At 43.0% G+C, this 17,684-nt stretch carries 17 protein-coding genes; 14 read left to right on the forward strand and 3 right to left on the reverse strand.

From position 1 onward, the window contains the following. Positions 1-122 precede the first annotated feature (122 nt). The gene (gene serC / locus CXF83_RS12390) at positions 123-1,214 is read left to right on the forward strand and encodes a 3-phosphoserine/phosphohydroxythreonine transaminase (RefSeq protein WP_101090234.1); all 1,092 of its coding nucleotides are present in this window, start codon (positions 123-125) and stop codon (positions 1,212-1,214) included. A 61-nt stretch (positions 1,215-1,275) separates the two neighbouring features. Here serC and CXF83_RS12395 read toward each other — a convergent pair whose 3' ends face one another. Then, positions 1,276-2,466, reverse strand: coding sequence for an amino acid aminotransferase (locus tag CXF83_RS12395; RefSeq protein ID WP_101090233.1), 1,191 nt, complete (start codon positions 2,464-2,466; stop codon positions 1,276-1,278). A 415-nt stretch (positions 2,467-2,881) separates the two neighbouring features. Between CXF83_RS12395 and aroA the strand changes: the two genes are divergently transcribed. The 10 genes from aroA (at position 2,882) to CXF83_RS12445 (ending at position 13,216) form a co-directional block, all read left to right on the forward strand. Then, on the forward strand, positions 2,882-4,162 hold the full coding sequence (aroA, locus tag CXF83_RS12400; protein WP_101090232.1) for a 3-phosphoshikimate 1-carboxyvinyltransferase: 1,281 nt from the start codon (positions 2,882-2,884) through the stop codon (positions 4,160-4,162). A 178-nt stretch (positions 4,163-4,340) separates the two neighbouring features. Next, positions 4,341-5,033 carry a (d)CMP kinase gene (gene cmk / locus CXF83_RS12405; RefSeq protein ID WP_101090231.1) on the forward strand — a complete coding sequence of 231 codons (693 nt, stop codon included), beginning with the start codon at positions 4,341-4,343 and terminating at the stop codon, positions 5,031-5,033. Between the two features lie 97 nt (positions 5,034-5,130). Beyond that, a complete protein-coding gene (rpsA, locus tag CXF83_RS12410) occupies positions 5,131-6,798 on the forward strand; it encodes a 30S ribosomal protein S1 (RefSeq protein ID WP_101090230.1) in 1,668 nt (555 codons plus the stop codon). A gap of 73 nt (positions 6,799-6,871) precedes the next feature. Beyond that, positions 6,872-7,159 (forward strand): integration host factor subunit beta, encoded by a 288-nt coding sequence (gene ihfB, locus CXF83_RS12415; protein WP_101090229.1) that lies wholly within the window; start codon positions 6,872-6,874, stop codon positions 7,157-7,159. Between the two features lie 122 nt (positions 7,160-7,281). Beyond that, positions 7,282-7,602 (forward strand): LapA family protein, encoded by a 321-nt coding sequence (locus CXF83_RS12420; RefSeq protein WP_101090228.1) that lies wholly within the window; start codon positions 7,282-7,284, stop codon positions 7,600-7,602. A gap of 1 nt (position 7,603) precedes the next feature. After that, positions 7,604-8,764, forward strand: coding sequence for a lipopolysaccharide assembly protein LapB (gene lapB, locus CXF83_RS12425; RefSeq protein ID WP_101090227.1), 1,161 nt, complete (start codon positions 7,604-7,606; stop codon positions 8,762-8,764). Positions 8,765-8,830: 66 nt separating this feature from the next. Continuing rightward, on the forward strand, positions 8,831-9,526 hold the full coding sequence (gene pyrF, locus CXF83_RS12430) for an orotidine-5'-phosphate decarboxylase (protein WP_101090226.1): 696 nt from the start codon (positions 8,831-8,833) through the stop codon (positions 9,524-9,526). A gap of 99 nt (positions 9,527-9,625) precedes the next feature. Beyond that, positions 9,626-10,432 (forward strand): SDR family oxidoreductase, encoded by an 807-nt coding sequence (locus tag CXF83_RS12435; RefSeq protein WP_101090225.1) that lies wholly within the window; start codon positions 9,626-9,628, stop codon positions 10,430-10,432. Positions 10,433-10,455: 23 nt separating this feature from the next. Continuing rightward, positions 10,456-10,998 carry a DUF2058 domain-containing protein gene (locus CXF83_RS12440; RefSeq protein WP_101090224.1) on the forward strand — a complete coding sequence of 181 codons (543 nt, stop codon included), beginning with the start codon at positions 10,456-10,458 and terminating at the stop codon, positions 10,996-10,998. A gap of 457 nt (positions 10,999-11,455) precedes the next feature. Continuing rightward, positions 11,456-13,216 (forward strand): acyl-CoA dehydrogenase family protein, encoded by a 1,761-nt coding sequence (locus CXF83_RS12445; RefSeq protein ID WP_101090223.1) that lies wholly within the window; start codon positions 11,456-11,458, stop codon positions 13,214-13,216. 74 nt (positions 13,217-13,290) lie between these two features. Here the strand turns inward: CXF83_RS12445 and dacB are convergent, their stop codons facing one another. Together dacB and CXF83_RS22705 are read right to left on the reverse strand one after the other, a co-directional pair. Continuing rightward, positions 13,291-14,694 (reverse strand): D-alanyl-D-alanine carboxypeptidase/D-alanyl-D-alanine endopeptidase, encoded by a 1,404-nt coding sequence (dacB, locus tag CXF83_RS12450; RefSeq protein ID WP_232775098.1) that lies wholly within the window; start codon positions 14,692-14,694, stop codon positions 13,291-13,293. Between the two features lie 30 nt (positions 14,695-14,724). Then, positions 14,725-14,901 (reverse strand): hypothetical protein, encoded by a 177-nt coding sequence (locus CXF83_RS22705; protein WP_180961032.1) that lies wholly within the window; start codon positions 14,899-14,901, stop codon positions 14,725-14,727. Between the two features lie 262 nt (positions 14,902-15,163). Between CXF83_RS22705 and CXF83_RS12460 the strand changes: the two genes are divergently transcribed. The 3 genes from CXF83_RS12460 (at position 15,164) to CXF83_RS12470 (ending at position 17,659) form a co-directional block, all read left to right on the forward strand. Then, positions 15,164-15,496, forward strand: coding sequence for a DUF1904 family protein (locus tag CXF83_RS12460; protein WP_101090220.1), 333 nt, complete (start codon positions 15,164-15,166; stop codon positions 15,494-15,496). A 10-nt stretch (positions 15,497-15,506) separates the two neighbouring features. After that, on the forward strand, positions 15,507-16,820 hold the full coding sequence (pssA, locus tag CXF83_RS12465) for a CDP-diacylglycerol--serine O-phosphatidyltransferase (protein WP_232775099.1): 1,314 nt from the start codon (positions 15,507-15,509) through the stop codon (positions 16,818-16,820). 86 nt (positions 16,821-16,906) lie between these two features. Next, positions 16,907-17,659 (forward strand): tRNA-uridine aminocarboxypropyltransferase, encoded by a 753-nt coding sequence (locus tag CXF83_RS12470; RefSeq protein ID WP_101090218.1) that lies wholly within the window; start codon positions 16,907-16,909, stop codon positions 17,657-17,659. The last annotated feature ends 25 nt before the right edge of the window (positions 17,660-17,684 follow it).

Below are 17,684 nucleotides of genomic sequence, written 5' to 3' on the forward strand. Positions count from 1 at the left end.
GGCCTATTTTTACTTGATGACTAATTTTTTTCTAACCACTAATCAGCTGTTAGTTACGATATACTGTAGATTATTGTATATCCTATTAATGTGTTAGCTGAAAATGATATAAGGACAATGCTGTGAGCGCTATTTATAATTTCTGTGCCGGACCTGCGATGTTGCCTCAAGCTGTTATGCAAAAAGCACAACGAGAATTATTAGATTGGAACGGTATGGGCACTTCAGTGATGGAAATAAGCCATCGCAGTAAAGAGTTCATTGCATTAACGGAGCAAGCAGAAACAGATCTTCGAGCGGTAATGGATATCCCAGCAAATTATCATGTTCTTTTTATGCATGGTGGTGGACGAGGTCAGTTCTCTGCAGTCGTTAATAATTTTCTTGGTGAAGATGGGCGCGCTTTATATCTAGTCGATGGCAGTTGGTCTTCTGCGGCTGTTGATGAGGCAAAAAAACTCGCCGGCGACAGGAACATCGACACGATTAACATCGTCGAAAAATCTACCGGGAAAAATGCTGTAGTCTTACCTGATTTATCTCAAATCGATAAAGATTATCGGTATTTACATTATTGCCCTAATGAAACCGTCGATGGTATTGAAATTTTTGAACCATTAAACAGCCCATGGCCTGTGATTGCCGATATGTCTTCAAATATCTTATCGCGCAAAATTGACGTTAGCCAGTTTAGCCTCATCTATGCTGGCGCCCAGAAAAATATCGGTCCGTCAGGTTTAAGTATCGTTATTGTGCGTGACGATATGCTGGCCCTACCTAGCTTACCGCAATCTTCAATCATGGATTATAAACTGGCCGTCAAACATGGATCTATGTATAACACCCCGCCAACATTTGCTTGGTATTTGGCTGCAGAGGTCTTTAGCTGGCTACAATCAAGCGGAGGTGTTGCCGCGATAGAAAAAATTAATATTGAAAAAGCAAAACTGCTTTATCAATGTATTGATGAACTAGATTTTTATACCAGTGGTGTTGCAATTGAAAACCGCTCGCGCATGAATGTAACATTTCAATTGGTGAACACTGAACTTGATAGTGTGTTCCTTGAAGCCGCCAAAGATGCTGGTTTGGTCGCCCTAAAAGGCCACCGTAGTGTCGGTGGTATGCGAGCAAGCTTGTATAACGCTATGCCTTTAGAGGGCGTTATAGCACTTGTTGGTTTTATGCGAGAATTTGCAAAAAAGAATGCTTAAGCTTATAAATTGAGTAATAAAAAGCCGCTGAACAGCGGCTTTTTATTGAGCTGGCTGACTGTTAAAGAATTTTTGCAATCGACTTTGCTAAGTAATCCACATTTCCAGTGCCGATTCCGGCGATGCTAATACGGCTTGAATCTACCATATACACACTGTATTCGCTTTGAAGTTGTGCCACTTGCGCAGGCGTAATACCAAGGAAAGAGAACATCCCTTTTTGGTGAGTAATAAAGTCAAAGTTACGAGTAACGCCTATCTCTTTTAGCTTGTTAACCAGCATGATGCGATTGCCATTTATTCTATTGCGCATCACTGTTAATTCATCAAGCCACTCTTGCTTTAATTCTGCAGAACCTAAAATGGTTTCAACAATAGCTGCACCATGTGCTGGCGGCATTGAATAGATGCAACGGACGACATACAGCAACACTGAAAACGCAATATCACTAGCTGCAGCGTTTTTACCTATGATAGAACAGGCACCAATACGTTCACGGTACAGGCCGAAGTTTTTAGAGCAAGAGCTACATAAAATCATGTTGTCTACTCTGGCTGCCATTTTTCTAACGCCATATGCGTCTTCATCAACACCGTCACCAAAGCCTTGATAAGCCATATCAATTAACGGAGTGAAGCCTTGTTCAACAGTCAGCTCAATAATGTCATCCCACTGCTGTTGATTCAGATCCATACCACTCGGGTTATGACAGCATGCGTGCAATAACACTACATCATCACTCCCCACTTGAGATAAAGCGGCTTTCATTTCATCGAACTTGAGTGATTTAGTCTCATAATCGTAATATGGGTAGGTCTTAACCGTGATGCCTGCCGCTTCAAATAAGCCAGTATGATTTGCCCAGGTTGGATCGCTAACCCACAGTACAGCGTTAGGATTACAACGTTTGATAAAGTCCGCCGCGACTCTTAAGGCGCCTGTGCCACCGGGGGTGGATACAGTGCGAACTCTATTGGCCATAATGGCAGGGTTTTCGGTGCCAAAAGCAAGCTCTGACATTAGGCGATTAAAATCAGCAGAACCGGTAGGGCCGATGTAAACTTTAGTTGACTCGGTGTCCAACCTGTACTTTTCAGCCTTTTTCACACAAGACAAAATAGGCGTGTGACCGGTCTCATCTTTGTACACACCAACGCCTAAATCGACTTTCTGCACATTGTTGTCTTCTCGGTATTTTGTAAGCAGACCCAAAATCGGGTCTGCTGGCATAGCGGTCAGTTTGTTAAACATAGCTCCATCTACCTCATGTTGATTAGCCTAATTGGCCCAATTTAATTATTATTTTTTGTTAAACCTAGGGTAACGTAAATTAGGGGGGAGTTAATAGCATTTGTGATTAATTGAATGTGGATTAAAAGTGGCAAAAAAACATTCCACTGTTCTAAGTTCAGCCTCAAGCGAGCTTATTTACCGTTATTAATGTTCAGTTTCACCCTCTTGAGTAACATTTAGCAGCTAAAGGGCATTTTTTAGCAGAAAAGTGTTGAATACTTCGCAGCAATCAGTAAATTTGTAACTACGAAGTTCAAACAATCGCTAAACCAGCTGTCATTTTGTCGTGGTGACATAAAAAGCTTTTAGCATGAACATCTACTGTTAACCCGCAGGTGAGTTTGACTCCTGCAGTCATATAAAGAAGTTATCAATGAATCAATTACGTTTAGAGCCGATCGAACAAGTCAACGGGACTATTAATATCCCTGGATCTAAAAGCATTTCTAATCGCGCTTTATTGCTAGCAACGCTAGCTGAAGGGACCACGACATTAACAAATTTACTCGACTCTGATGATATTCGATATATGCTCGCATCGCTTAAACAGCTAGGTGTGAATTATCGTTTATCAAACAACAATACTGTTTGTGAACTTGACGGTATTGCGGGCACACTCAACAGTGAGAAAGCCCAAACTCTGTTTCTTGGCAATGCAGGTACTGCAATGCGGCCTTTATGCGCCGCTTTGACGCTGGGTAACGGTGAGTTTACCTTGACGGGTGAACCGAGAATGGAAGAGCGACCTATTGGTGACCTTGTTGATTCACTGCGCCAACTGGGAGCTGATGTTGCCTATTTGAAAAATGAAGGCTTTCCACCGTTAACCATCAATGCCACTGGGCTAAGGGGCGGTAACGTAGAGATAGCGGGGGATTTATCTAGTCAGTTTCTGACGGCGCTATTAATGGTCGCTCCTCTCGCGAAAGGCGACGTTAATATTCAAATTAAAGGCGAGCTAGTATCAAAGCCTTACATTGATATCACCTTAGCATTGATGGAACAGTTTGGTGTCAAAGTCACCAACAAGGATTATGCCTCTTTTGAAATTAAAACCGGTCAGCGTTATATCTCACCTGGAAAAATTTTAGTCGAAGGTGATGCATCTTCAGCATCTTACTTTCTTGCGGCTGGCGCGATTAAAGGTGGCGAAGTTAAAGTCACCGGCGTGGGTAAGCTCAGTATTCAAGGCGACGTTAAGTTTGCCGATGTCCTCGCACAAATGGGCGCGGATATAGAGTGGGGCGATGACTACATTATAGCTCGAGGCTCTAAACTGAAGGCGGTTGATCTCGATATGAACCATATCCCGGATGCCGCGATGACAATAGCAACAGCGGCTTTGTTTGCTGAGGGAACGACCCATATCCGTAATATCTATAACTGGCGCATTAAAGAAACCGATCGTCTTGCTGCAATGGCGACAGAGCTGCGTAAAGTTGGCGCTATTGTCGATGAAGGGCATGATTATATTAGTGTGACCCCACCAGCAAAGCTACAGACTGCTGATATTGACACTTATAATGACCACAGAATGGCGATGTGCTTTTCTATGTTGGCATTTGCCGATTGTGGTATCACCATTAACGAACCAGAGTGTACCTCTAAAACCTTTCCTGATTATTTTAATCAGTTTAAGGCCCTCGCTAAGTAGCTTCCGCACTAATACCTTTGATTAATTGGTTCAGACTCATTTCAGTAGTCTGAACCATTGCTTAATGGGATCCTTGGATATTTGAATTAGATGCCGCTTTCTAGTGTCAGATGGTTTATAATACGCGCGCTCATTTTCGGTTATATCAAGGAAGATTGAATTTCTTGTGGAGGATTTTATGTTAGAACGGGCTCCTGTTGTCACTGTTGACGGCCCTAGCGGTGCGGGAAAAGGTACTATTAGTCAATTGCTTGCCGAAAGGTTAGGCTACAAGCTATTAGATAGTGGTGCAATTTACCGCGTATTAGCATTGGCTGCTATTCATCACAACGTAGAACTTGATAATGAAGAATCATTAACGCTACTTGCAGCACATTTAGATGTGCAGTTCATTACTGGTAATGGAAGTAGAGGCATCAAAGTGGTACTCGAAGGCGAAGATGTATCCATTACGATACGTAGCCAAGAGTGCTCGAATGCGGCATCAAAAGTGGCTGCATTTCCACGTGTTAGAGAAGCATTGTTGCGTCGCCAACGCGCATTTGCTGAGACACCGGGATTGATTGCAGATGGTCGCGATATGGGAACTGTTGTATTCCCAACAACACCGGCGAAACTTTTTTTAACTGCTACGGCAGAGGAAAGAGCGCAAAGACGCTATAATCAGTTGCAGGACAATGGCTTCGATGTTAAAATTGATCAACTTTTGTCTGAGATAAAAGAGCGAGACGACCGCGATATGAATCGTAGCGTCGCACCTTTGGTTCCTGCCGAGGACGCACTTATTATCGATACGACTGATATTTCTATAGAAGATGTGTTAGACATGGCGCTAACGCATATTCATAAAAGTTTTCGAGTACCTGCGTAAGCAGGTATTTAACTATTTGCCCCAAGGATGAGGCAAATTATTATACTGACTCCGCGTCTAGGATGGACTGTGGTTTATTAAAGAAAGTAACCTAAACATGACTGAATCTTTTGCTGATCTATTTGAACAATCCCTTGAAACTTTGGAGTTCCGTCCAGGTTCTATCGTAACTGGTGTAGTTGTACGCATCGAAAACGGTACTGTACTTGTTGACGCAGGTCTTAAGTCTGAAAGCCCAATCCCAGCTGAAGAATTCAAGAACGCCAATGGCGAACTTGAAATTTCTGTTGGCGATACCGTGCACGTTGCTCTCGACTCTGTTGAAGATGGCTTTGGTGAGACTCAATTGTCTCGCGAAAAAGCTAAGCGTCACGAAGCTTGGATCGTTCTAGAAAAAGCGTACGAAGATGCTGAAACTGTAATCGGTGTCATCAATGGTAAGGTTAAAGGCGGTTTCACTGTTGAATTAAACGGTATCCGTGCATTCCTACCAGGTTCTCTAGTTGACGTTCGCCCAGTTCGCGATACAGCTCACCTAGAAAACAAAGAATTAGAATTCAAAGTTATCAAGCTTGACCAGAAGCGCAACAACGTTGTTGTTTCTCGTCGTGCAGTTATCGAATCTGAAAGCAGCGCAGAGCGTGATGCTCTTCTTGAGAACCTTCAAGAAGGTCAATCAGTTAAAGGTATCGTTAAGAACCTTACTGACTACGGTGCATTCGTTGATCTTGGCGGTGTTGATGGTCTTCTACATATCACTGATATGGCTTGGAAGCGTGTTAAGCATCCATCAGAAATCGTTAATGTTGGTGACGAAATCAACGTTAAAGTTCTTAAGTACGACCGTGAGCGCACACGTGTATCACTAGGTCTTAAGCAACTTGGCGAAGATCCATGGTTAGAAATCAGCAAACGCTACCCAGAAAACACACGTTTGACTGGTCGCGTAACTAACCTAACAGACTACGGTTGTTTCGTTGAAATTGAAGAAGGCGTTGAAGGTCTTGTTCACGTTTCTGAAATGGATTGGACTAACAAGAACATCCACCCATCAAAGGTTGTTAACCTAGGTGATGAAGTTGAAGTTCTAGTTCTTGACATCGATGAAGAGCGTCGTCGTATTTCTCTAGGTCTTAAGCAATGTAAAGTTAACCCATGGGATGACTTCGCAGAGCGCTTCAATAAAGGCGACAAGGTTTCTGGTAAGATCAAGTCAATCACTGACTTCGGTATCTTCATCGGTCTTGACGGCGGCATCGACGGTCTAGTTCACCTTTCTGATATTTCTTGGAATGGTACTGGCGAAGACGCAGTTGCTGAATTTAAGAAAGGCGACGAAATCCACGCAGTGGTACTTTCTGTTGACCCAGAACGCGAGCGTATCAGCTTAGGCGTTAAGCAAACTGAAGACGATCCATTCAATGCATACCTTGCTGATAAGAAGAAAGGTGTTGTTGTACATGGTGTTGTTACAGCAGTTGACGCAAAAGGTGTTACAATTGAACTAGCTGAGACTGTTGAAGGTTACCTTCGCGTTTCAGATATCTCTCGTGAACGTATCGAAGATGCATCAACAGTTTACTCTGTAGGTGACAAAGTCGAGTCTAAGTTCATGGGTGTGGATCGTAAGAACCGCACTATCAGCCTTTCTATCCGTGCTAAGGATGAAGCTGAAGAGAAAGAAGCAATGGCTAGCTTGAACAAGCAAGAAGATGACGTCATGAGCAGTGCTATGGCTGAAGCGTTCAAAGCAGCTCGTAAATAATCGCCTTGAAGTTCAGGGGTGCATGCACCCCTAAAAGGTGACTGTGTTTGGCTTGATAAATAGAGGGTATAGGATGACAAAATCCGAACTGATCGAAAAACTTGCCACTAGGCAGTCGCAGCTGTCTGCGAAAGAAGTGGAAAGTGCTATTAAAGAGATGTTAGAGCAAATGGCCGAGACATTGGAAGGTGGAGATCGCATAGAAATCCGCGGCTTTGGTAGTTTCTCGCTTCATTATCGTGCACCGCGCACTGGCCGTAATCCTAAGACTGGAACATCAGTTGATTTGGAAGGCAAGTACGTACCGCACTTTAAGCCAGGCAAAGAACTGCGCGAACGTGTTGACGCGCTCAACGCGTAATTTACAAAGTATTAAAAGCCTCCCTCGGGAGGCTTTTTTATATCTAAAACTTAGGTATCACTAGCTAGTTCGCTCTTTTTCTTAGATAATCAAAGCCTACCAACACGTGTCTGGAGCTTAACGTGAAGTCATTCATCATTGCCGTTTTAGTTGCCGCCTTTTTTTTCATAGCGCTTATTTTTGGCGCTCGGAACGAACAAGTCGTCACCATCAGTTACTTTGTTGCTCAGGGTGAATTTAGGTTGCCAGTCGTGCTTGCGTTTGTATTTCTATCTGGATTTTTAGTGAGCTGGATATTTGCGATGTATCATATTGCAGGTCTTAAGTTTTCAATTAGACGTTTAAAAAAACAGTTGGCAGCATCAGCTAATCCAAACGATACTAAGACATCGGATAATAGCACTGCTGTTATTGAAAGCGCAGCAAAGGAAGTAGACGCTTAATATGTTAGAAATCCTCTTTCTGCTTCTTCCTATCGCCGCCGGTTATGGTTGGTATATGGGGCGCAGAAGTGTCAGGCAAAAGCAGAGTAATCAGAGAGAACAGCTGAGTCGTGATTATTTCACCGGCTTAAACTTTTTACTGTCTAATGAGTCTGATAAAGCCGTTGATCTGTTTATATCTATGCTAGATGTCGATGACGACACCATAGATACTCACCTTTCGTTGGGCTCCCTGTTTAGAAAACGCGGCGAAGTCGACCGCTCCATCAGAATTCATCAAAACCTTATCGCAAGACCTAGCTTAACCACAGAGCAAAGAGATATTGCGATGATGGAGTTGGGTAAAGATTATTTAGCCGCCGGCTTTTATGATCGCGCTGAAGAAATTTTTATTAACCTTGTAAACCAAGACGATCATAGCGAAGAGTCAGAAACTCATCTTATTGCCATTTACCAAGTGACTAAAGATTGGCAAAAGGCTATCGACATTATTAAAAAGCTTAAGCGTAAACGCCAGCAAGTATTAAAGCATGACAGTGCTCATTTTTATTGTGAATTGGCCGCTGAAACGGATGATGATGCCGTTAAACTTAAGCGTTTACATGCGGCGATTAAGCTTGATGCTAGTTGCGGAAGAGCCTTACTGACACTCGCTGAACTTCACTTAAAATTAGAAGATTTTAAAGCGTGTAAGCAATCGATAGAGAAATTGCTTAGCAGCAACATTGACCTGTTTCCTGATTGTTTAACGATTGCTAAGCAGGTTTATTTACTGACTGATGACAGTATTGGGTATCAAGAGCTCCTAAGAGAAGCTATCGAGAAGGGCGCTGGCGCCAGTATTGCGGTGACATTAGCGCAGCATATGATATCTCAAGGTAATGAACAGGATGCAGAGAAACTCATTCTAGAAGGCTTAATTCGACATCCAACAATGAAGAGCTTTCAACATTTAATGAAAATGCACGTCAAACAGGCTGAAGATGGTCAAGCAAAAAAGAGCTTATCGATGCTTGAGCAACTTGTTGAACAGCAAATAAAATTTCGGCCTGGATACCGCTGCAGTGAATGTGGTTTCCCATCCCATCGACTGTATTGGCACTGTCCCTCTTGTAAAAATTGGGGAAGTATAAAAAGAGTTCGAGGGTTAGACGGAGAGTAAAGTGATTTCCTCCTCCGTTAAAAATACGATTAGTCAAATGACAAACGCAAAGCGATTGGAGACAAAATGACAAACAAACCTATTTTGGTTGCCTTAGATTACGATAATAGAAATGATGCTTTGCAGCTAATAGATAAGCTCGATCCTGATATGTGCCGACTTAAGATTGGCAAAGAAATGTTTACTTTGTTCGGCCCACAAATCGTTAATGATATTCATAGCCGCGGCTTTGATCTCTTTCTAGATTTGAAGTTTCACGATATCCCCAACACGGTAGCAAAAGCCGTTACAGCGGCAGCTGAACTGGGTGTGTGGATGACCAATGTGCATGCCTCCGGTGGCCTTGCCATGATGGAAGCCGCTAAGCGTGCACTTGAGACTTATGGTGATAAAGCACCGCTGTTAATCGCTGTAACTGTATTAACCTCAATGAGTGATGAAGAGCTTAAATTGCTAGGCATTAACGTCCCGGCTTCGGAACATGTATTACGCTTGGCAGCTTTAACTCAAAGAGCCGGGCTCGACGGCGTGGTCTGTTCTGCGCACGAATCTAGCTTATTAAAAGCAAAGTTTGGCCAAGAGTTTAAGCTCATCACTCCAGGGATTAGACCTGTCGGTAGCGACAAAGGCGACCAACATCGTGTCATGACGCCACCACAAGCATTGGCAGCCGGTTCAGATTATTTAGTGATAGGTCGACCAATCACTAAAGCTGCTGATCCGTTAAAAGCATTGCATGATATTCATCAGTCAATAGCATAACAGTATCAATTAAATGCTTTAATAAAAGAGTGCAGTCATATAAGTTACAAGTTAGTTAGATAATTAACCGTCATTTATACCGCAAGTGGAGTGCACTCTATGTTTAATTACCAAGGAAAAAACGTTGTTGTCGTCGGTGGCACCAGTGGCATTAATTTAGGTATAGCGCTTAGTTTTGCAAAAGCAGGGGCTAACGTGGCGGTGGCTAGCCGCAGCAAAGACAAGGTCGATGCCGCAGTCGCCAAATTATCAGCGACAAATCCTCAAGGTCACCATATTGGAGCTTGCTTCGATGTACGAGATGTAGACGCATTATCCTTAGGTTTTGATTATATTCGCGCTTCTTATAGCGTTATTGACGTGCTTGTCAGTGGCGCTGCGGGTAACTTTCCGGCCTCGGCCGAAAAGTTATCAGAAAATGGCTTTAAGTCAGTGATGGATATTGATTTACTGGGTAGTTTTCAAGTATTAAAGCAAGCTTTACCTTTGATGGCAGAACATGGTGGCGCCATCATTCAGATCTCAGCGCCGCAAGCTTTTGTCCCTATGGCAATGCAAGTCCATGTTTGTGCTGCAAAAGCGGGTGTAGATATGCTGACTAAAACGTTAGCCATTGAGTGGGGCAATAAAGGCATTAGAATAAACTCAATTGTGCCGGGCCCCATCGCAGGCACAGAAGGCTTTAATCGATTAGCACCAACAGAAGAATTACAAAATCATGTCGCTAAAGGTGTTCCTTTAAGGCGCAATGGTCGTTGTGAAGATATCGCCAACGCAGCACTGTTTTTAGCCTCTGATATGGCGTCTTACATTACAGGCGCTGTATTGCCGGTAGACGGTGGCTGGTCACTCGGTGGTGCTGGCGCGGCGATGGCCGAAATCGGTCAATTAGCGAAACAAAAATAACGTTAAAGTAGAGAAAATAAGATATGGCAAATCCTTTTCAGGAACAGCTACTTAAGGCTGGTTTGGTTAGCAAGCAGAAAGTAAGAGATACAAAAACTCAAAAACGTCGTGATAAAAAAGCAAAAGTCGATGATGGCAGCGACGAGCTCAAACAAGAGATCGCTGCTAAGAAGCTAGCGCAAATTGAAAAAGATAAGCAATTAAACGAAAAACGTTTTGCAGAAGCCTCTGAAAAAGGGCTTGTGCGTGGTTTAGTGACCGAATTTAAGAAACTTGCTATCACACCATCTAGATCGGCAGAGATTAAATTCAACTACACTTTTGATAAAAAGATTTTCTCTCTTTATGTTGATGATAAGCTCCAAGCGCAGCTATTAAATGGACGCCTTGGCATTATCAGACATGAAGATGTGAGTTATTTGGCGCCGCATAAGCTCGTTGAGCGAGTCAATCTATTAGTGCCAGCTTGGATTGGTTACTTATGGACTCAAGAAGATAATGTTACTGCGGTAGAAGCGGATGATCCTTACGCTGACTACGTTATTCCAGACGACCTGATGTGGTAACTTAAGAGACTGTTATTTACAGCTAAGTGTGGAAGCCGTAATACAAGATGATTACGGCTTTTTTATAATGACTATTCCTTTAGTCTTTCGGATTATCAGTCATTATCAGTCATAGTGTTCAACGCTGCATACCGTCAGCCTCTGCCTTAAAAGCAACGTCATCAAATACCGCAACAATCCCAAACTAGCACCATTTCGCTTCCATCTATTGCTAGCCAACTAAATCCTTTTGGCTGCTTTCATATTCTACTTTTAGCACTATTAACATCAGTATTAGTTTCGTTTCTAAAACTTAAATATCAATTTTTTAGCGCATTGAGACGATCATTTGAATGCCGATTAGGCACATGAATTCGTTATGTTGTAGCTTAAAGATAGAGCAAGAAAAGGCTTTCTTTTTTGGTGTTATCTGGTAGATTTGAAACAACTGTTTTAATCTATCGTTTGAGAGTTGAGTATGAACCCATATAACGCGCCATTAGCTGAGATGCGCTTTCTGCTAGAAAAAGTATTTAATGCCCCTAAAACATGGGCTTCTATGCCTGCAATGGCCGAGTCTGTAGATATGGATACGGCGGCAGCGATTTTAGATGAAGCAGACAAGATCAGCCGTGAACTTATCCATCCTATTAACCGCAGCGGCGATGAGCAAGGTGTTCGTCACGAAGGTGATAAGGTGATCACACCTGATGGTTATAAAGCGGTATACAACCAGTATGCAGAAGGTGGCTGGGTGGGTCTATGTGGCGATCCAGAGCTTGGTGGCATGGGTATGCCAAAAATGCTTGGCGTGCTCGTTGATGAAATGGCTTATAGCGCGTGTAATGCTTTTACCCTATATGGTTCGTTAACCGCTGGCGCCGCATTGGCGATTCATGCGCATGGTACTGAAGCGATCAAAGCCCAATATTTGCCGATGATGTACAGCGGAGAGTGGGCTGGGGCGATGGATATGACAGAGCCTCAGGCGGGTTCTGATCTGCGTAATATACGCACCAAAGCCGTCCCCAACAAAGAGGGTAGTTACAACATCACCGGTAGCAAAATATTTATTACTGGTGGCGATCATGATTTAACTGAAAATGTGATTCACTTGGTATTAGCAAAATTGCCTAACACCAATGGTATTTCGCTATTTTTGGTGCCTAAAATAAAGGTTGATGCCGACAATAATCTGGGTGATGCCAATGGTGTTACCGTGGGGTCTATTGAACACAAAATGGGCCTTAAAGGCTCGGCAACTTGTGTGATGAATTTTGACGATGCTGAAGGTTATTTGATTGGTAAGCCAAACCGTGGATTAGTGTGCATGTTCACCATGATGAATTATGAGCGACTCGCCATTGGTATTCAAGGGCTGGGCACGTCACAAGCGGCTTATCAAATGGCGTCTGAATATGCAAAAGAGCGTGTTCAAGGTGTTGCTGCCGGCGGTTCACCTACGGGCGCAACAAGCGACCCCATCTTAGTGCATGGCGATGTCAGACGCATGCTCCTCACTGTCCGTACGTTAACGGAAGCTGGGCGAGCGTTATCTGTTTATACTGGACAGCAATTAGATTTAGCGAAATTTTCCGATAACGCAGACGAAAAAGCGAAAGCGAGTCGCTATGTTGGCTTACTCACTCCGGTTTCAAAAGCTTTCTTAAGCGATCGCGGTTTGGATGCCGCGATTATGGCGCAACAAGTGTTTGGTGGTCATGGTTATATTCGTGAAACGGGTATAGAACAACTGGTACGTGATACCCGTATTGCACAGATTTATGAAGGCACCAATGGCATTCAAGCTATTGATTTCTTGGGGCGTAAGGTCACTGGAGACAATCTTAAAGCGTTGACCGAATTCGTTGCAGAACAGACTGCCAATATTGACCAATTTGAGCATGTATCGGGTGCTGATAAAGCCAGAGTATTAGGCTTATTTGAGAAGCTATTAGTCATTGGTCGTGAAGTGAATGAACATAAACTTACCCAGCCTGCATTAATTAATGCGTGTGCCGTTGATTACCTAGATGCGTTTGGATATAGCTTGTATGGTTATTTTTGGCTGGCGATGGCAGATGCAGCAAATGACCATGAAGACAATAACTTCAAGGTGCAAAAGCAGCATTTAAGCCGTTTCTATTTCGACAAATTGTTAGCAAAAGCAGATTATCATTTGTCTCAAGTTGCAACAGGCGACGCTTCAATAATGGATATTGATGAATCACTTTTCTAACTAAAAAGCGCCAACAATTAAAAGGCGGATTAAGTTAACTTAATCCGCCTTTTTTATCTTTTAATGTTGTGAATCTAGTGATTAGCGTTATTAACAAGCTGTTTTAAGATAGAGACATCATAAGTGGGGACATTGGCCTTAACGGGTGTCGGACTGACGCCGTTTTGCAAAATAACCACAATAGACGGCAAAGCATCATTTTGTTTTATAAATCCTGCAATATTCACCACGCCCAGCATAGAACCTGTTTTGGCCACTATCTGGCCTTTTAGGGGGGCTTGAGCGTAGCCATGACGATATTTCAGCGTGCCTGTGATGCCTGCAACAGGAAGTGCATCAATGATGTATTTGTAGTGTTCGTTTTGTTGTATGAGTGCTAAAACCTGAGCTAACTGGTTGGCGCTGAGTAAGTTATAACGAGATAAACCTGAACCATCAACAATATTGGCACTGCTTAAGTCAACACCTTGCTCAGATAATATCTGTGTCATTGCAGCGCTACCATTGGCAAATGTTCCAGAGGATCCAAATAGATACTGCCCCATGCGTTTTAAGAGGCTGTCTGCTATTAAATTATCAGACTTTAATAGCATGGTTGTTATTAAACTAGATAAGGGCTCTGATTGATGCTGAGCGACTAACAGAGCATTAGCAGCGTGCTGCTGAGTTAAGGTAATACTGCCGTTAATACTAATGCCGTTGTAGTTAATGCTTTGAGTCAGTTTATCTATTGCGTAAAGGCCTGGGTCTGTAATGGCGACAGATAACTTCAAGGCTTTATTTCCTGGATAACAACCGTCTAAGCGATATTGGTTTTTCTCAAATCTTGCCAGCGTTAAATTGCAAATCGCCCGCTGACCACTTTTATCAAATGTAGCGCGGCTTACAATCACTACAGGTTCATTTTTTGACAGTTCAACCACACCCGCATTGTCTGCCAGTCTTGGCTTAAACTGAGCTTGTATACAGTTTTTATTGAGTACATAACTTGATACTGGTGCGGCATAACAGATCCCTAAATCGTCCCATACTCGGCCCGGAGCATGTTGGATCTCGTATTGTTCGCCTACAAGATAAAGGTTACCTGTAATGTGTTTTAAGCCTTGTTGTTTAAGTTGGTCCAATAACGCTTGAATATCTTCAGTTGTCAGAGTGGGGTCACCGGTAAAAGAGAGATAGACATCGCCTTCAATTTGACCATCTTGGATAGGGTTATCAGCGTATATGTTAGTGTGGTAACGAAAGTCCTTGCCGAGTGCCGCAGTAGCGGACACCGCTGTGAGCAATTTCATCGTGCTTGCGGGGATAAATAATTTATCGGCATTTTGACGCTGGGTTACGCCACTTGGATTCGTCGCGATAACGGTTAATGCTGTGAGTGTGGTGCGCGGTGGGGATACAAGCTTGAGTTCAGCGGCAATCCCTGTGCTGGCTAGGGTCATCAAGAGCGCTGTAGAAATGATATTCCGAAGTATCAATGTACTGTCCTTTATAAGAAACAAAGCGGATTACTCAGGTTTGTCGTCATCATCATGGCTCATTAAATGATACAGTTTGAGCGTGACAAACAACACCAAGCCAAAAAATAGCGGGAACATCAGTAACCCTAACTGCGCTTTAAAATGAAAGATAGCCCATGCGGCTAACAAAACACCTATCAACGTTAATAATGATTTAAAATTCATCGTGATCTCAGCTGTGAAATAAATGAATAGTGATGATAACAAACGACGCTTAGCTAAGCTGTGATCATTGTGTAAATCACCGACTGCTTGGCGAATAAAAGCACAGAGATAACATTGATATGTAGACGTTGTTTGTCTAATTATTTACCGAATAGTGACACTTAGTGCTGTTTTATGCTCTCAACAGGGCTAAACAGTAGAAATGACTTGCCGAGAGCGTGTTAAATCGGTAATTTCTATGCCCTTATCTAGGAGGATCTTGATGCCACATATTAAAGTGTATGGAATGCCAGAAAGCGTCGTTGCTAACTTAAGTGACCAGCTGATTGAGGTTCTTGCTGAAATTTGTCAGGTAAATGCAGAATCATTCATTATCGATTGTATTAGTAGTCAGAGTTATAGACGCGGACAATGCGTCAACGATACAGCGCAAGTCGAAGTGCTATGGTTCCCTAAAGATCCCGAAACACACCATCGTGCAGAAAAGGTGATCCGTGAAGCCGTTATACGTGCTTATCCTGGACTTAAACATACCATTGTTATGTTTAGAGAGTTAACACCTAGCACCTATTATAAAGATGGTACGCATTATTAAGGAGAGAGCCTTGCTGAGTAAGCTAGGTGGTATACCGCTACAGTCTGATTCACTGCAATGGTTATTAACACCAAAAGCGTTGAAAACAGAGCTGCTTAAGCGGATAGAAAATGCAACACATTCAGTCTATATCGCAGCCCTTTATCTTGAAGACGATGAAGCGGGCAGAGAAGTACTGCAAGCGTTAATGGATGCAAAGCAAAATAATCCAGCACTCGATATCAAAGTTTTGGTCGATTTTCATCGTGCCAGACGTGGGCTTATTGGTCACAAAGGTGACAGCGGTAATTATTTAATGTACCGCAAGGTCATCGAAGCCGCAGAGCATCCGATTGAGATCTTAGGTGTGCCGGTAAAATCTCGAGAATTTATGGGTGTGTTACACCTAAAAGGCTTCATTGTTGATGATGCCGTGATCTTTAGTGGCGCTAGCATTAACAATATCTATCTCCATCAAGAGGAGAAGTATCGATTCGATCGCTACCATGTCATCGAATCTGCTGAGCTTGCCCGCAGTATGCGTGACATGATCCAAACTTACTTAGTTGATGATGTCGCGGTGAGCTCTTTGACTCAACCAAAAGCGTTAGAGCATCTGCCAACTAAGACTGAAGTGAGCAGTTTAAAGCACCGCTTGTCTAAAGCTGAATACACATTCAATTCAACAAAGATAGGCAGCCGTGTCACACCGCTTGTTGGGCTAGGCCGTAAAAAGAACATTTTGAACAAAGTGATTGTGGCGTTGGTGGAAGAGTCTGCAGACGCATTGTTTATCTGTACTCCTTACTTTAATCCGCCCTATATCTTAGTGCGTGCTTTAGCGAAGCATTTAAGACAAGGCAAGAAAATCGATATTGTTGTCGGAGATAAAACAGCTAACGATTTTTATATTCCACCAGAAGAGGCATTTTCGACTATTGGTGCACTGCCGTATATGTACGAACAGTCACTGCGAAAGTTTGCCAAGCGTCAGCAGTGGGCAATCGATAATGGTCAGTTAAATATTCACTTATGGAAAGATGGCCGTAATAGTTTTCATCTTAAAGGGATCAGCGCTGATGGCAAACGTCATTTGGTCACTGGTAGTAACCTTAATCCTCGCGCCTGGGCGCTTGATTTAGAGAATGGCTTGTTACTGCAAGATGATAACGAAAGCTGGAAAGAGCAGTTCGAAGCAGAACAAACTCATATTTTGCAGCATACAGAGCGACTGTATCACTATAGTCAAATCGAGACGCTGCATAATTATCCCGAACCTGTTCGTAAAATTATGACGCGGATTAAACGCTTACGCGCTGATTTTTTATTACGCCGTATACTATAGTTATAGAACGATAGTGAGCAACCGACGACCAATGAGCCTGCTGATTAAGTAGGCTTTTTTATTTCCTATAGAGGCTCAACCGTAGCATGCATTTGCCAGATCACGCCGTTCATCGTTTATACCAATACCGTAAAGCAATATCATCTAAGCCGTTTACGGCCCGCGGCAAAAATGTTGTCCGCTGTGAACGTTGTTTATTAGCCAAAAGGTATTGCACTTGTGCCTATCGCAAATTGGTTAATACGCAGATAGCCTTTATGCTGATCATGTATGACGATGAAGTGCTTAAGCCCAGTAATAGTGGCCGTCTCATTGCAGATATTGTCCCTGATACCCATGCCTATATCTGGTCCAGAAATGAGCCTAACCGTAAGATGCTATCTGTTATTACAGATCCAAAGTATCAAGCTTATGTGGTTTTCCCATCTGAATATGCAGTCGAAAATCAGCCAATAGCCGAAAGCATTGATCAAGGCGCACTCTCAGTGGGTAAAACACCCTTGCTGATCGTACTGGATGGTAGTTGGCGAGAAGCGATTAAAATGTTTAGGAAAAGTCCCTATTTACACGGATTACCTATGTTGTCTTTTTCTCCGAAAGCAGCGGCATCTTATGCACTTAGAAAAGGTAGCCGCGATTTTCAACTGGGCACTGCCGAAGTGGCATCATTGGCTATTGCCGCAGCGGGTGAACCCAAAAATGCTGGCGTATTGGAAACCTGGTTTAGCTATTTTGTAGAGTCCTCTTTGCATGGCCGTAGTCGTAATAAACGTGATGAACTAGGACTATTGAGTCAATTGAAACAAGATTATTTAGAGGCTAGGAAACAAATCGAATAGTCGCTGCGGTGACTCGATTCAGCTT

This window comes from Shewanella sp. Choline-02u-19, assembly GCF_002836205.1.
Taxonomy (GTDB): domain Bacteria; phylum Pseudomonadota; class Gammaproteobacteria; order Enterobacterales; family Shewanellaceae; genus Shewanella.

Excerpts from the sequence above, each read along its gene's own strand:
- CXF83_RS12435 (WP_101090225.1), top strand. The coding sequence starts at position 9,626 with ATGTTTAATTACCAAGGAAAAAACGTTGTTGTCGTCGGTGGCACCAGT.
- CXF83_RS12470 (WP_101090218.1), top strand. The coding sequence starts at position 16,907 with ATGCATTTGCCAGATCACGCCGTTCATCGTTTATACCAATACCGTAAA.
- CXF83_RS12445 (WP_101090223.1), top strand. The coding sequence starts at position 11,456 with ATGAACCCATATAACGCGCCATTAGCTGAGATGCGCTTTCTGCTAGAA.
- CXF83_RS12440 (WP_101090224.1), top strand. The coding sequence starts at position 10,456 with ATGGCAAATCCTTTTCAGGAACAGCTACTTAAGGCTGGTTTGGTTAGC.
- CXF83_RS22705 (WP_180961032.1), bottom strand. The coding sequence starts at position 14,901 with ATGAATTTTAAATCATTATTAACGTTGATAGGTGTTTTGTTAGCCGCA.
- rpsA (WP_101090230.1), top strand. The coding sequence starts at position 5,131 with ATGACTGAATCTTTTGCTGATCTATTTGAACAATCCCTTGAAACTTTG.
- pyrF (WP_101090226.1), top strand. The coding sequence starts at position 8,831 with ATGACAAACAAACCTATTTTGGTTGCCTTAGATTACGATAATAGAAAT.
- aroA (WP_101090232.1), top strand. The coding sequence starts at position 2,882 with ATGAATCAATTACGTTTAGAGCCGATCGAACAAGTCAACGGGACTATT.
- ihfB (WP_101090229.1), top strand. The coding sequence starts at position 6,872 with ATGACAAAATCCGAACTGATCGAAAAACTTGCCACTAGGCAGTCGCAG.
- CXF83_RS12395 (WP_101090233.1), bottom strand. The coding sequence starts at position 2,466 with ATGTTTAACAAACTGACCGCTATGCCAGCAGACCCGATTTTGGGTCTG.
- lapB (WP_101090227.1), top strand. The coding sequence starts at position 7,604 with ATGTTAGAAATCCTCTTTCTGCTTCTTCCTATCGCCGCCGGTTATGGT.
- cmk (WP_101090231.1), top strand. The coding sequence starts at position 4,341 with ATGTTAGAACGGGCTCCTGTTGTCACTGTTGACGGCCCTAGCGGTGCG.
- CXF83_RS12460 (WP_101090220.1), top strand. The coding sequence starts at position 15,164 with ATGCCACATATTAAAGTGTATGGAATGCCAGAAAGCGTCGTTGCTAAC.